The following is a 14248-nucleotide window of genomic DNA, read 5'->3' on the forward strand; positions in this document are numbered from 1 at the left end:
TGTTGCACTGCACCATTGCCCGGTTGCACCATTTCTTGGGGGATTTGGTACTGGGAAGTGCGCCGTGGAGGATTCCGCCAAGTTGATCAGCTTGAATTTTTCGCTGGCCAGCACCGATTTCGAGGCTGCCCCGCGCACAAGGCGCGGGTTTGATGTTGTCGGCGCACTCTCGACGCTGGCAGGCCTCGACCTGAGGCCCGGAATGCAGGGCCGCTGGCTTCATCGGAGATTTCAGACCGGCGGAAATGGCTGATGGCGGTCGCGCGTGACAATCAGTTGGACGCTCTGCGCGCCATCGCTGTCACGATGGTTCTCTATTCCCATTTCCTTGCACCCAACGGGTCCTCCTTTTGGGGCCACATCGGGGTGCGGCTTTTTTTTGTGCTGAGCGGCTTCCTGATCACACGACTGCTGCTCGAAGCGCGCGCCGCGGCCGAATTCAAAGCCGGCCCTGCATTGAGTTCCTTCTACATCAGGCGCGCGCTGCGCATATTCCCGCCCTATTTCGCCGTGCTTGGGTTCGTCTGGCTGACCGATCTGGAGCAGTCCAGTGGATCGCTCGTCTGGCATGCGCTTTACCTGTCGAATTTTTGGTACGCGCTGCGCAACGAATGGACGCCCTGGCTACTCTGCCATTTCTGGAGCCTGAGCATCGAGGAGCAGTTCTATATCGCCTGGCCGCTGGTCGTGCTTCTCGCACCCCGCCGGCGGGTGGAAGCGATCACTATCGGCGTCATCCTGTTGTCGCTGGCCTATCGCTTCTACTGGCCGATCACCGCCACCCCGGCGCTAGCGCGCGACCTGCTGCCGCCAGCATCGATGGACGCGCTGGCGTTTGGTGCTTTGCTTGCCTGCCGGCGGACCAGAGGCGCCGGCCTGCCGCAATGGATGCGGCTAGGCTGGCCAGCCCTTGCGGCTGTCTTCCTGGCGATTGAGTGGCTTATCCCTGCGCCGGCCGATCCTATGCTGGAATGGGCCCGCTGGGCGTTGCTGCAGATCCTGCCCCTAGTGCCGCTGGTGGCCGTTGTGGCCGCCTGTTCAGCCGGCCTTGGCGGCGTCCTCGGCAGGGTTTTCGAACTGCCACCGCTGCTGTCACTGGGCCGCATCAGCTACGGCGTCTATCTTTACCATCCGATCCTTCTGTCGCTCGCCGTCAAGTCACAGCCCTGGATCCCGCTCAATGTCTCGGAGCAGGGGCCAGGGCGTTTCCTGGTCGCGAGCGCCGCCACGATCGCCGTCGCTTCGATCTCGTGGACGGCTTTCGAAAAGCCGCTCAACGGCCTCAAGCGCCGCTTCCCCTATGTAGCGCGCCGCCGCTCCCAGGCACGCTCTGGCGATGCCGGCTGGCTCGGCAGGGCGGCGGACGCCTATCCCGGCGGATCCCCCGATGGCCGCGCCGCACTCGAACTCCGGCGAACGGATGCGCAGAGATGACCACCGCGCCGCTCGTCTCCGTCCTGCTGCCGGTCTACAATGCCGGGCCTTATCTCACCGCTGCGCTGGAGAGCATTCTGCGGCAAGACTACGATCGCCTGGAGGTCATCGCTATCGATGACGGATCGACTGACAACTCGCTCGAGATTCTCGAACGATACCGCCGGGCAGACAATCGCGTTTCTGTCATCTCGCGTGAGAACCGCGGCCTCGTCGCCACCCTCAATGAAGGGCTACGACTGGCCCAGGGCGAGCTTGTTGCGCGAATGGATGCGGACGATGTCGCCTATCCCCGGCGCCTCTCGCGCCAGGTCGCACTGTTCGAGCGGCGGCCCGATCTCGGCTTCTGCGGCGCCTGCGTCGATACCTTGCTTCACGGCCGTATCGCCAAAGGCAGGCTAGACCCGGTGTTCCGGCTCGGCCGGCTCGACATATTGTCGATGTTCTTTACGATATTCTTACATCCGACGGTGATCTATAACAGGAAGGTTATTGGGAACAACGATCTCTATTACGATCCAACATATAGGCATGCCGAGGATTTCGATCTCTTCAGACGGCTTGCCGGCCGTTTCCCGGCGACCATATTGCCCGATAGCCTGCTCGTCTATCGCATCCACGCGGGAAGCGTGACCATGCGGCATGCCAAGGAAATGCGCAGGACGCATTTGCGGATCGTGGCCGAAAATCTCGAGCGTGAGGGGCTTGCGGAAACCACAGCGGATCTGCGCGACATCGGCGAGGCCGTCTCTTTCGACACGGTTTCGCGCGCAGCCGATTTCATCCGTGCGCTCGAAGAGCGGATTTCCGAGCTGCCGACCGACACACGGCCAAGCTTCGAGGCAGGCGCGCTGAACCTGTTCTATTTCCTCTACCAACTCGTCGGCGACGAAGGAGAACCGCCGCTGACCCACGAATTGCTCACGCGGACGGCGAGATGGAATTTCATCCGGCGCCGCGAACAATATGCGCTGCGTCCCGGCGTCTGGGCGCCTTGGCTCAGCCTGCTCTCGATAAGGGCCGGAAAGCGGGCGGACGCGGTGGCCTACTTCTTCAAAACCACGCCGGCCGAAGCGGTGCTTGCGCGTTATCAGCGGGGACTGGTATGACCGACAGGCCCCACCCGCTCCTGCGCGATCACCAGTTTGCGAGTGCGCCTGTCCCGACATCTCCCCGATCGGAGCGGCCGTCGCTCGAGGTCAGTTTCATCGTCTGCACGCGCGACCGCGCCGCTGTGCTGGAGGCTTGCATAGCCTCGATCCAGGCCGCATGCCGGGTGCACGCCACCTTCGCGGCAGAGTTGGTGGTGGTCGATAATGGTTCACGGGACGGCACGTCAAAGCGGCTGGCCGCTATCGCCGAAACTTCCGACATCCCAGTCACAGCCGTCTCGGAGACTCGCCCCGGACTAGCCGCTGCCCGCAATGCCGGATTGGCGCGAGCGCGAGGCCGCGTGCTGGTCTTCGTCGACGACGACTGCAAGCTCGACCGCGACTATCTCCGCGACCTGGAGCGGCACTACCGGAGTGGCGAGAAGTGGCTGATCCGCGGCGGCCGGGTCGAGCTCGGTGATGCCCGGGACCTGCCCTTCACCATAAAGCTCCGCGAGGCAAGCGAGCGGCTGACCCCGGCGGTCCACCCCGGCGGCTTCGTGCTCGGCTGCAACATGACCATGCACCGCGACGTCGCGGCCCGCATCGGCTCGTTCGACGAACGCTTCGGCGCTGGCGGCCCGCTACGCTCGGCTGAAGATACTGATTATCTCGTGCGGGCGATGCTGCTCGGCATGCCGGTCGAGTACGTGCCCGACATGACGGTGTTGCATCATCACGGCCGGCGAGACCGCAAATCGATCGACAGGCTGCACCGCGACTATAGCCTCGGTAATGGTGCGCTGTGCCTGAAACATGTCCGCCACGCCCCTTGGCTGCTTCGCCATGTCTATTGGTCCGCGCGGGCCGCGTTCAGGGAACTGGCGGGCCGTCCTCGCTTTGACCGCGACCTCGATCTGTCGCACTGGCCTATTGTCGTTATGAATCTGGCAGGTGCCGCCAGATTTGCGCTGCTCGTCATGATGGGATGGCCAAAACGGCTGCCGCTGCGCCACGACCGAGAAGCCAGCGAAGCCAATGCGGAGGCCAGAGCGCGATAATGTCACTGATTCCGTCAGCCCTGCCAATGCTGCGCCGCGCGCTTGGTGGCAGGCTGTTGCGGCTCGTTCCCGTCGTGGTGGGGCTCGGGCTTGCGGGCGCCGCGCTGGAAGGCCTCGGCATCGGTCTCATCATTCCGCTGCTCGGCATCATTATGGGACGTGGCGAAACATCAGGCATGGCCGGTTTCTCCGCCCTCCTCCAGCAGGTTGGAGCGGACCTCGGCGAGCGCCAGCGGCTGATCGCCATTTCGGCCGCGATCCTCGGTTCGATCGTACTGAAAAATGTCTTTGCCTTCGCCAACACTCTGCTGACCAGCTACATCTACGGCAAGGCAGGTTATTCGATCCGTAGCGCACTGTCGGAGCAGTTGCTCAGGGTCGGCTACCCCTTTTTCCTGCAGCAAAGCCCCGGGCGGCTGCTCAACATCATCTCCAACGAATCCTGGCGAGCATCCGACGCTATCCAGGCCCTGCTCGGCGCGATCGTCAGTGCCTCGGCCGCCGTCATCCTGCTCGCCTTCCTCCTGCTCCTCTCTTGGCAGATGACGCTGCTGGTGACGCTAGGGCTGGCGCTCGTCCAGCTGGCGCACGGGGTTTTGTCGTCCAATCTGAAGGCGCCGAGCCGCAGCGTCGTCTCGCGCAACAGCGCACTGGCGTCGCAGATGCTGCATCTGGTGCATGCCGGGCGCCTGATTCGCATTTTCGGGCAGGAGAACCGCGAAAAGGCGGTCTTCGCCAAAGCGTCCGACGGGGTGCGGCGGGCGGCTTTCGTGCTTTCAATCCGCCAGGGCGTCTTGCCGCCACTGACCGAGGTATTGCACGCAATGCTGTTCCTGGCGGTGGTGATCGGAGCCTGGCTGGCGAATGTAAGCTTCCCGCTGACCGTCGCCTTCCTCATCCTGCTCTACCGACTGCAGCCGCATATGCGGGCCTTGCAGATGTCCTGGAGTCAGTTGCAAGGCATGAGCGGCTCGCTGGAGGAGGTACAATGGCTGCTCGATCCTTCCGACAAGCCCGAGGCGCCGCAGGGCAGCCTGCCGTTCGACGGCTTGCGCCAAGGGATCAGCTTCGATGATGTGAGCTTCGCCTATTCCGGTCCCCTGTCAGGCCCCGACGCGCGCGAGGCGGTGCTGCATAAGGCGGTGTTCGACATCCGCAGCGGCCGCTCGACGGCGCTGATCGGCCGCTCGGGCGCCGGCAAGACGACGATCGTCAATCTCCTGTGCCGCTTCGTCAAACCCGACAGCGGCAGGATCCTCGTCGATGGGGCACCGCTCGATGAAGTCGACCCAAGCCAGTGGCGGCGGAACATTGCCCTGGCCAGTCAGGAGCTGGAGCTGGTCGATGGCACCATTTTTGAAAACATTATCTACGGCTACGACACGGCCTCGGCCAGCGACGCCATGCGCGCCGCAAGGCTGGCCGAGGCACATCAATTCATCGAACACCTGCCGCAGGGCTACGCGACACTGGTCGGATACCGGGGCATCAACCTGTCAGCCGGACAAAGGCAAAGGATCGCCCTGGCGCGGGCGCTGGTGCGCGATCCCGATATTCTCATCCTCGACGAAGCCACCAGTGCGGTGGATGGGTTGTCAGAAGCCGCTATTGTCGAGACGCTGAAATCGCGGGCCGGCCGCCGCACCACCATTGTCATCAGTCATCATTACAGCACCATATCGTTCTGCGACGACGTGGTGATCTTGAGCCGCGGTCGGGTGAAAAAACAGGCCCCCTTCGCAACCTTGGCAATGCTCAGCATGGACGAGCTTTACCAGCACGGAGCGGGTGAGTGATGGGGGGCACCCCGACCTGCGACGCGGCTTGCGCCCGGCAGATCGCAGATTGCGATCAATCCTGCCAGCAAACCACCGCCGCGATGCATTTCCGATTGTTCAAAAACAATTCTCGGTGAGAGGTCAGGCGGCCTTCTTCTTCGCCAGCCGCGCCTTGATCGAGGCGACGTCGGCCCGCGGGGTCGCGGCGAACAGCGTCCTGGTGTAGTTGTGCTTGGGGTCGGCGAAGACCTCCTCGCGCGAGCCGTATTCGACGGCTTCGCCGAAATACATCACCATCACGTCGTCGGCGATGTAGCGCACGACAGACAGATCGTGGCTGATGAAGACATAGGTCAGCTGGAATTCGTCCTGCAGGTCGGCGAGCAGGTTGAGCACCTGCGCCTGCACCGAAAGGTCGAGCGCGGAGACCGGTTCGTCAAGCACCAGCAGGCTCGGGTTCAGCATCAGCGCGCGGGCAATGGCGATGCGCTGGCGCTGGCCGCCCGAGAACATGTGAGGGTAGCGATTGTAGTGCTCGGTGCCGAGGCCGACCTTCTTCAGCATCCTCATGGCAAGGTCGCGCCGCTCTTCGGCCAGCTTGTCGGTGTTGATGAGCAGCGGCTCGCCCAGCACATCGCCGATCTTTTGGCGCGGATTGAGCGATCCGTAAGGGTTCTGGAAGACGATCTGCACCTTGCGGCGCATCTCCCTGGTCAGGCCGTTCCTTGCGATGTCGACCTTGTTGCCGTCGATGAACAGTTCGCCCGACGTTGCCGGATCGATCAGCGTGATGATGCGCGCCAGCGTTGACTTGCCGCAGCCCGATTCACCGACGATGGCCAGCGTCTTGCCCTTGTCGACGCTGAACGAGACGCCCTTGACCGCATGCACGGTGCGCGCGCCGCGAAACAGGCCGCCGCCGACGTGATAGTCGCGCACGATGTCCTTGCCTTCGACGACCTTGATGCTCATCAGACGCCCCCGGCAGCCGGTTCGAACAGCATGTCCGAGACGGTCGGCAGCCGGTCGCCGACGGCATTATCCGGCAGCGCCGACAAAAGTGCGCGGGTGTAATTGCTCTTCGGCGATTCAAACAGCGACAGCACGTCGGCCTCTTCCATCTTGCGGCCCTTGTACTGGACGATGACGCGGTCGGCGGTCTCGGCCACGACGCCCATATTGTGGGTGATCATGATCAGGCCCATGCCGTATTTGACCTGTAGCGACACCAGCAGGTCGAGGATCTGCTTCTGGATGGTGACGTCGAGCGCGGTGGTCGGCTCGTCGGCGATCAGAAGCTTGGGATTGCAGGCAATGGCGATGGCGATCATGACGCGCTGGCACTGGCCGCCCGACATCTGGTGCGGGAACGAGTTCAGCCGTTCGGCCGGCTCGGCAATGCCGACCTGCGTCAGCAATTCGATGGCGCGCTCGCGACGCTGGGCCTTGTCCATGCCCATATGGAAGCGCAGCACCTCCTCGATCTGAAAGCCGACGGTGAAGCACGGATTGAGACTGGCCATCGGCTCCTGGAAGATCATCGACATGTCCTTGCCGACGATCTTGCGCCGGTCGGCCGGGCTCATCTTCAGGAGATCGCGGCCGTTGAAGCTCATCTCGTCGGCAGTGACCGTCGCCGTCCACGGCAACAGCCCCATCACAGCCAGCATCGACACCGACTTGCCGGAGCCGGATTCGCCGACGATGGCCAGCACTTCACGTTCGTTCACATGGAGCGAGACGCCATCGACCGCGCGGAACGGGCCGGATGCGGTCTGGAACTCGACGACGAGATTGCGGATGTCGAGCAGCGCCATTACGACCTCCTCAGCTTCGGATCGAGCGCATCGCGCAGACCGTCGCCGATCAGGTTGATGGCAAGCACGGTGATGAGGATGGCCAGACCGGGGAAGGTCACCACCCACCAGGCGCGCAGGATGAATTCACGCGCCGAGGCGAGCATGGTTCCCCATTCCGGTGTCGGCGGCTGGGCGCCAAGGCCGAGAAAGCCGAGAGCGGCCGCCTCCAGGATGGCGTTGGAGAAGGACAGCGTGCCCTGCACGATCAGCGGCGCCAGGCAGTTGGGCAGGATGGTGCGCAGCATAAGCCTTATATGGCCGGCGCCGGCGACCTTGGCGGCGACCACATATTCGCGGCTCTTTTCGGCCATGACGGCAGCGCGCACCAGACGGGCAAAGTGGGGTTGCAGGACAAGCGCGATGGCCAGCATGGCGTTGAACAGGCCGGGGCCGAGGATGGTGACCAGAACCAGCGCCAAGAGCAGCGACGGGAAGGACAGGATCAGATCCATGACCCGCATGATCGCCACGTCGACCCAGCCCCGGAAATAGCCAGCCAAAAGGCCGAGCGTGATGCCGCCAACAAGCGCCAGCGTGACCACGACGGCGCCGATGAGCAGCGAGAAACGCGCGCCATAGAGCAGGCGCGAGAGCATGTCGCGGCCGACCGCGTCGGTGCCAAGCAGATATTCCATGCTGCCGCCTGCCTGCCAGGCCGGCGGACGCAAGAAAGCGGTCTTGTCCTGGATGTCGGGCGCATAGGGCGCGAGCAGCGGTGCAAAGAGCGCGGCCAGCACCAAAAGGATGAAGACGAACAGGCCGATGACGGCGCCGCGGTTTACCGAGAAATAGTGCCAGAAAGTCCTGAAGCCGGTCAGTCGGTCAGGGTTGCCGGCGGCCATCGGGGCGATTTCGGTCGACTGGCTCATCACGCCGCCCTGATGCGCGGGTTGATGACGGCATAAAGCACGTCGACGATCAGGTTCACCGCCATGACGATAAGGGCGATCAGCAGCAAGCCTGACTGCACGACGACATAGTCGCGCTTGGATATGGATTCGACCATCCACTTGCCGATGCCCGGCCAGGCGAAGATGGTTTCTGTGAGAATGGCGCCGGCGAGCAGGGTACTGACCTGCAGGCCGATGGTGGTGACCACCGGGATCAGCGCATTGCGCAGCGCATGCACGCCGATGACGCGGGACGACGACAGGCCCTTGGCGCGGGCGGTCCGCACATAGTCTTCGCCCAGCACTTCGAGCATGGCCGAGCGCGTCTGGCGCGCGATCACCGCCAGCGGGATGGTGCCGAGCACAATTGTCGGCAGCACCAGGTGGCTCAATGCCGAGCGGAAAGCATCCCATTTGCCGTAGAGCAGGCTGTCGAGGGTCAGGAAGCCGGTGATCGGCTTGATAAAGAACTGAAGGCCGATGCGTCCTGAAACCGGGGTCCAGCCGAGATAGCCGGAGAAAAAGATGATCAGCAGCAGACCCCACCAGAAAATCGGCATGGAATAGCCGACGAGGGCGGTGCCCATCAGCCCCTGGTCGAACCAGGAGCCGCGTTTGACCGCAGCAATGATGCCGGCCGGTATGGCCAGCACCATGGCGAAGATCATGGCGAAGACGGAGAGCTCGATGGTTGCCGGGAACAGCGTCATGAAATCTTCGATGACCGGCCGCTTGGACGAAATCGACACGCCGAAATTACCGGTCGCGGCATCGCGGACATAATGCGCGTATTGCTGCCAGATCGGCAAATTGTAGCCGAACTGTTCCTTCAGTTCCGCGTAACGCTCGGGCGACACGCCATGCTCGCCGGCCATGGCAAGAATGGGATCGCCGGGCAGCAGCCTGACGAAAGCGAAGGCGCAGATGGTGATGCCGATCAGCGTCGGCAGCACCAAGACGATTTTGTTTAGGAGATATCGGAGCATCTTGAAAAGCGGGCGGCGCCTGATTGCGCGCCGCCCGCCTAACAGTTCTATTCGGCCTTGTCGACGCCGTCGAAGCGATGAATGCCGAGCGGGTCCATCATGAAGCCGCTGACATTCTTGCGCACGACTGCGTAGACTTGGCTGTGTGCCATGAGGAAGGCCGGAGCCTGCTTCTGGAAGACAACCTGCGCCTCTTCATAGAGCTTGGTGCGTTCGGCCTGGTCGCTGGTCTTCTTGGCCTTCTGGATCAGATCCTCGAAGTCCTTGTCGCACCAGCTGGAGTAGTTCGACACGCCGATGGCCGAGCAGGCGAACAGCGTGGCGAAGAAATTGTCCGGATCGCCATTGTCACCGGTCCAGCCGATCTGGAAGGCGCCCGGGCGTTCCTTCTTCTTGCCTTCTTCGCGGTACTTCGTCCACTCGTAGCTGACGATCTCCGCCTTGACGCCGACCTTGGCCCAGTCAGCCTGGATCAGTTCGGCGGCGCGCTGGAAGTTCGGGTTGTAGGGACGGACGCGGTCGGAGGCCCAAAGCTGGATCTCCTTCAATCCGGCATCGGCCAGCACCTTCTTGGCGGCTTCCGGATCATAGGCGTCGGACTTCACGTCCTTGTTCCACGACCACATGGTCGGCGGGATCAGGTTTACGGCCGGCGTGGCGCCGGCGTCTTGGAACAGCGACTTGATGAGCGATTCCCGATCGATCGCCTGGTTGAGCGCATGGCGCACTTCAGGCTTGTCGAGCGGCGGGATGGTGGTGTTGTAGCTCATATAGCCGATGTTGAGGCCAGCCTGATCCATCAGGGTCACGTCGGCGTTGGCCTTGATCGTGCCGATGTCGGCAGGATTCGGATAGGGCGCGATATCGCATTCGCCGGCGAGCACCTTCTGGATGCGGGCGGTGGCGTCAGGCGTGATCGCGAAGACGAGATCGTCGATCTTTTCCTTGCCCTTGAAGTAGTCCGGGTTGGCCGCATAGCGGATGACCGAATCCAGCTGGTAGTCGACGAACTGGAACGGACCTGTACCGACCGGCTTGGTCGAGAAGTCGGCCATCTTGCCGTCTTTTTCCAGCTGGTCGGCATATTCCTTCGACACGATCGAGGCGAAGTCCATGCCGAGATTGGCCAGCATCGGCGCGTTCGGCTCGGTCAGCGTCAGCTTCACGGTCAGGTCATCGACCTTTTCCCACTTGGCGACGTATTTCGGCATGTCCATGCCGGTGTAGTAGTCCCAGGTCAGGTTCGGCAGGTACTTCTCGCCGTTCCAGGGGTTTTCCTTGTTGAACTGGCGATCGAACGAAAAGACGACGTCGTCGGCATTGAAATCACGCGTCGGCTTGAAGAAATCCGTCGTCTGGAACTTCACGCCCGGATGCAGGTGGAAAGTATAGACCAGGCCGTCGTCCGAAATCTCCCATTTGTCGGCGAGACCGGGCACAACTTCGGTGCCGCCATGCTTGAACTCGACCAGGCGCGAATAGACGGTGCGCGACGAGGCATCGAAGTCGTTGCCGCCCGTCGTGGTACCCGGGTCGAAGTTGGCCGGCGAGGCCTCCGAGCAATAGACCAGCGTCTTGGCATTGGCCACACCGCCGAGGACGCTTGCAGCCAGCAACGCGGCTGCAAAAGTCAGTTTCTTTTTCATTGAGCACTCCCTGATGTTCTTCCAAGCCCCTCTATAGGCTCGCGAAGCGCGCATATAAGCACCGTTTTTCCGGCTTTGGAACACCCTGTTTGCCTACCCCACCGTAAGCAGAAAATATTTCTCGGTCTTTGACGAACTGCAGAAACAAATAGCAAAATCTGCTAATCACGGGATTGTTAACGACCGCATTTTTTCATTGATCGCAGCAATCGTAAGCCAAAAATCCACAAGCCTGGGTTTCGCCACCGACACGACAGGACGGCATTGCCGAGCCGGCGTCGCGGGAAGGATTTCGACGGCAAATCTTTGCCGTCCTGCCGCTGGGGCAAGACTTGCACGGCCGCCGATAGTCGCAATAGATAGATGACACGCTGGATTTTCCGGGATCCGCGACATCGCTGCAGCGGAGGACGCCTCACCACATCGAGGCGGCGCAGCATGGAGCAGGCAACAGAACGACTTAGGGAGGCTAGAGGTGGCGAAAGCAACAAAGTCAACGGCCCCGGCGAAAGCAAAAGCGGCGAAAGCTTCAAAACCGGCCGCCGCTGCCGCCAAGTCGAAAGCGCCACCGGCCAAAGCCACTCCCGCCGTCAAGCCAACGGCAACCTCGACGCCGGCGAAGGCAAGCGCCAAGCCGGCAGCGAAACCTGCGGTCAACCGCGCTGCGAAGACAGCACCCGCTGCAAAGCCCGCCCAGCCGCCAGCCGCCAAGACAGCCGCGGCGAAGCCCGCCTCGAAGCCGTCGACGGGCGTGGCCAAAAAACTGCCGAATACGCTGACGGCGCTTGCCGCGGGCTTGCCGGAAAAGCCATGGCTAAAAAGCTATTCGAAAGTCGTGCCGGCGGAGATCGGCGCCCTGCCCTACAGTTCGATCGGCGACTTCCTCGTCGGCGCCTGCAAGCAGTTTTCCGGCCAGCCGGCATACGTCTGCATGGGCAAGTCGATCTCCTATGCCGAACTCGAGCGGCAATCGGCCGCCTTCGGCGCCTATTTGCAATTGAAGGGCCTGCAGAAGGGCGCACGCGTGGCGCTGATGATGCCGAATGTGCTGCAATATCCGGTGGCGATGATGGCCGTGCTTCGCGCCGGCTATGTCGTGGTGAACATCAATCCGCTCTACACGCCACGCGAGCTCGAACATCAGCTCAAGGATTCCGGCGCGCAGGCGATCGTCATTCTGGAGAATTTCGCCAGCACCCTGGACGCGGTGATTGCCAGGACGGCGGTCAAGCATGTGGTGGTCGCGGCGATGGGCGACATGCTCGGCGCCCTCAAGGGCACGATCGTCAACCTCGTCGTGCGCCGGGTGAAGAAGATGGTGCCGGCCTGGTCGCTGCCCGGCCATGTCAAGTTCAATGCGGCGGTGAAGGCCGGCGCCGGCATCGCCTTCAAGCCGGCCAAGATGGAAGCCAGCGACGTCGCCTTCCTGCAATATACAGGCGGCACCACGGGGATTTCCAAAGGTGCTGTGCTGCTGCACTCCAATGTGCTGTCCAATGTCGCGCAGAACACGCTGTGGCTGCAGGACGCCTATGCGATCAAGCCGAAACCGGCGCATCTCAACTTCATTTGCGCACTGCCGCTCTACCATATCTTCGCGCTGACGGTGAACGCGCTGATGGGCATGCAGCAGGGCGCCCAGAACGTGCTCGTTCCCAACCCGCGCGACATTCCCGGCTTCGTCAAGGAGCTGCAGAAATACCCGATGCACATTTTCCCCGGCCTCAACACGCTGTTCAACGCGCTGCTCAACAACGAGGATTTCCGCAAGCTCGACTTCAAGCCGCTGATCATGACCCTGGGTGGTGGCATGGCGGTGCAGAAGGGGGTTGCCGAGCGCTGGAAGGCGCTGACCGGCAATTCGATCACCGAGGGCTACGGGCTGTCGGAGACCTCGCCGGTGGCGACCGCCAACAAGTTCAGCGACAGCAATTTCACCGGCACGATCGGCCTGCCGCTGCCGTCGACCGAGATCGTCATCCGCGACGATGACGGCAACAACCTGCCGCTCGGCGAGGTCGGCGAGATCTGCATTCGCGGGCCGCAGGTCATGGCCGGTTACTGGAACCGGCCGGACGAGACCGCCAAGGTGATGACCAAGGACAGGTTTTTCAAATCCGGCGACATGGGCTTCATGGACGAGCGCGGCTACACCAAGATCGTCGACCGCAAGAAGGACATGATCCTGGTCTCCGGCTTCAACGTCTATCCCAACGAACTCGAGGAAGTCGTCGCCCAGCATCCGGGCGTGCTCGAAGTGGCGGCGGTCGGCGTGCCGGACGAGCATTCGGGCGAGGTGCCGAAGCTGTTCGTGGTCAAGAAGGACCCGGCGCTGACCGTCGAGGCACTGACCGCCTATTGCCGCGAGAACCTGACCGGCTACAAGCGACCCAAATACATCGAGTTCAGGACCGAGCTGCCGAAGACGCCGGTGGGCAAGATTTTGCGCCGGGCGCTGCGGGAATAGTTTGAACGGCGAGCCTGGCGACGGCGGGATGGCGGACGATAGTCGGCGTCCCGATGCAGTAGTGTTCATCAAGGCGAACCTGCGGCTTGCGCCCGTTCCCGCCCTTCGTGAAATCCAGCTCTATACGGCTCATTCCGGCAGCGGCCTGAGGCGGCTTGTCGAGTGGCGAGCTCATGGACCGGAAGACGGCAGCCAAACCAAGGAGCACGAAGCTGAGCCGCAGCCGCCCTACTGGGCCTATGCCTGGGCCGGCGGCGCCGTGCTTGCGCGCTATATACTCGACCATCCGCAAAGCGTGGCCGGCCGCCGCGTGCTCGACCTCGGCGCCGGCTCGGGCCTTGTCGGCATCGCCGCCGCCAAGGCCGGCGCCAGCGCGGTGATCGCGGCCGAGATCGACCGCAACGGCGTCGCCGCGATCGGCATCAATGCCGCGGCCAACGGCGTCGAGATCACCATTGTCGACAAGGACATCACCACAGGCCCGCCGCCGGCCGTCGACCTCGTGCTTGCCGGCGACGTGTTCTACGGCCGCGAGGTTGCTCTGCGGGTGATCCCGTTCCTCGACCGCTGCCTGGCAGCCGGCATCGAGGTGCTGGTCGGCGATCCCCGCCGCGCCGACCTGCCGCTAGCCCGGCTGCGGTTGCTGGCCGAATATCAGGTGCTGGATTTCGGCGACGTGAGGGGTGCTGTGACCAGGCCGAGCGGGGTGTTTTCGTTCGAGCAGGAAGACTGCTAGCTAGCGCCAGGATCAAAAACAGATCAGTCGAAATGAGTGAGTTCGCCCCCATCTCTGCCGTTCATGGCCGGAGGCAAGGACGCTTAAAGCGGACCTTGCAGCTTACTGGTATCTTGGATCATATCTGTCGCAAGTTTCGAGAAATTTGCGAATCCTTCAGCCGCCCGCACGCCGCCGCTGATAACTCGGATTCCGACTGCGATCTTTACGGTTTCGCGAGGTGGTTCCTGTACCAGTGTGCGCTGTGTCGATCCCGACGCCCTCGCCGCCGTCTTCGGCCCGGGCTATGTCATGAACCGG

General features: G+C 62.7%; 12 protein-coding genes. 7 read left to right on the forward strand and 5 right to left on the reverse strand.

Features of this window, described 5'->3' with window-relative positions:
- Positions 1 to 64 precede the first annotated feature (64 nt).
- The 5 genes from X757_RS155540 to X757_RS155520 are packed head-to-tail and all read left to right on the forward strand — an operon-like array spanning position 65 to position 5382.
- A complete protein-coding gene (locus X757_RS155540) occupies positions 65 to 253 on the forward strand; it encodes a hypothetical protein (protein WP_023682045.1) in 189 nt (62 codons plus the stop codon).
- Positions 253 to 1434: an acyltransferase gene (locus X757_RS155535; RefSeq protein WP_023669499.1), complete on the forward strand. Its 1182-nt coding sequence runs from the start codon at positions 253 to 255 to the stop codon at positions 1432 to 1434. The genes X757_RS155540 and X757_RS155535 overlap by 1 nt, the downstream gene beginning before the upstream one ends.
- Positions 1431 to 2543, forward strand: coding sequence for a glycosyltransferase (locus X757_RS155530; protein WP_023725803.1), 1113 nt, complete (start codon positions 1431 to 1433; stop codon positions 2541 to 2543). Before X757_RS155535 ends, X757_RS155530 begins: the two co-directional genes overlap by 4 nt.
- The gene (locus X757_RS155525) at positions 2540 to 3586 is read left to right on the forward strand and encodes a glycosyltransferase family 2 protein (RefSeq protein ID WP_023725804.1); all 1047 of its coding nucleotides are present in this window, start codon (positions 2540 to 2542) and stop codon (positions 3584 to 3586) included. The genes X757_RS155530 and X757_RS155525 overlap by 4 nt, the downstream gene beginning before the upstream one ends.
- The gene (locus X757_RS155520; protein ID WP_027049321.1) at positions 3586 to 5382 is read left to right on the forward strand and encodes an ABC transporter ATP-binding protein; all 1797 of its coding nucleotides are present in this window, start codon (positions 3586 to 3588) and stop codon (positions 5380 to 5382) included. The genes X757_RS155525 and X757_RS155520 overlap by 1 nt, the downstream gene beginning before the upstream one ends.
- Positions 5383 to 5505: 123 nt before the next feature.
- Here the strand turns inward: X757_RS155520 and X757_RS155515 are convergent, their stop codons facing one another.
- Genes X757_RS155515 through X757_RS155495 form a run of 5 tightly spaced genes read right to left on the reverse strand, consistent with a single transcriptional unit; the run spans position 5506 to position 10745 of the window.
- Positions 5506 to 6336 (reverse strand): dipeptide ABC transporter ATP-binding protein, encoded by an 831-nt coding sequence (locus X757_RS155515; RefSeq protein ID WP_023725805.1) that lies wholly within the window; start codon positions 6334 to 6336, stop codon positions 5506 to 5508.
- Entirely contained in the window at positions 6336 to 7181 is an 846-nt protein-coding gene (locus X757_RS155510; protein WP_023696764.1) for an ABC transporter ATP-binding protein, read from the reverse strand. Before X757_RS155510 ends, X757_RS155515 begins: the two co-directional genes overlap by 1 nt.
- Positions 7181 to 8065 (reverse strand): ABC transporter permease subunit, encoded by an 885-nt coding sequence (locus tag X757_RS155505; protein ID WP_050485757.1) that lies wholly within the window; start codon positions 8063 to 8065, stop codon positions 7181 to 7183. Before X757_RS155505 ends, X757_RS155510 begins: the two co-directional genes overlap by 1 nt.
- A 26-nt stretch (positions 8066 to 8091) precedes the next feature.
- On the reverse strand, positions 8092 to 9099 hold the full coding sequence (locus X757_RS155500) for an ABC transporter permease subunit (protein WP_023669492.1): 1008 nt from the start codon (positions 9097 to 9099) through the stop codon (positions 8092 to 8094).
- Positions 9100 to 9146: 47 nt separating this feature from the next.
- Positions 9147 to 10745: an ABC transporter substrate-binding protein gene (locus X757_RS155495; protein WP_023669491.1), complete on the reverse strand. Its 1599-nt coding sequence runs from the start codon at positions 10743 to 10745 to the stop codon at positions 9147 to 9149.
- A 475-nt stretch (positions 10746 to 11220) separates the two neighbouring features.
- Here X757_RS155495 and X757_RS155490 point away from each other — a divergent pair, with 475 nt between their 5' ends.
- Together X757_RS155490 and X757_RS155485 are read left to right on the forward strand one after the other, a co-directional pair.
- Entirely contained in the window at positions 11221 to 13212 is a 1992-nt protein-coding gene (locus X757_RS155490; RefSeq protein WP_023725806.1) for a long-chain fatty acid--CoA ligase, read from the forward strand.
- A 28-nt stretch (positions 13213 to 13240) separates the two neighbouring features.
- Complete coding sequence (locus X757_RS155485; protein WP_031251211.1) at positions 13241 to 13948, forward strand: methyltransferase; 708 nt, start codon at positions 13241 to 13243, stop codon at positions 13946 to 13948.
- Positions 13949 to 14248: the final 300 nt, after the last annotated feature.

Origin of the sequence: Mesorhizobium sp. LSHC412B00 (genome assembly GCF_000503035.1) — a bacterium.
Classification (GTDB): domain Bacteria; phylum Pseudomonadota; class Alphaproteobacteria; order Rhizobiales; family Rhizobiaceae; genus Mesorhizobium.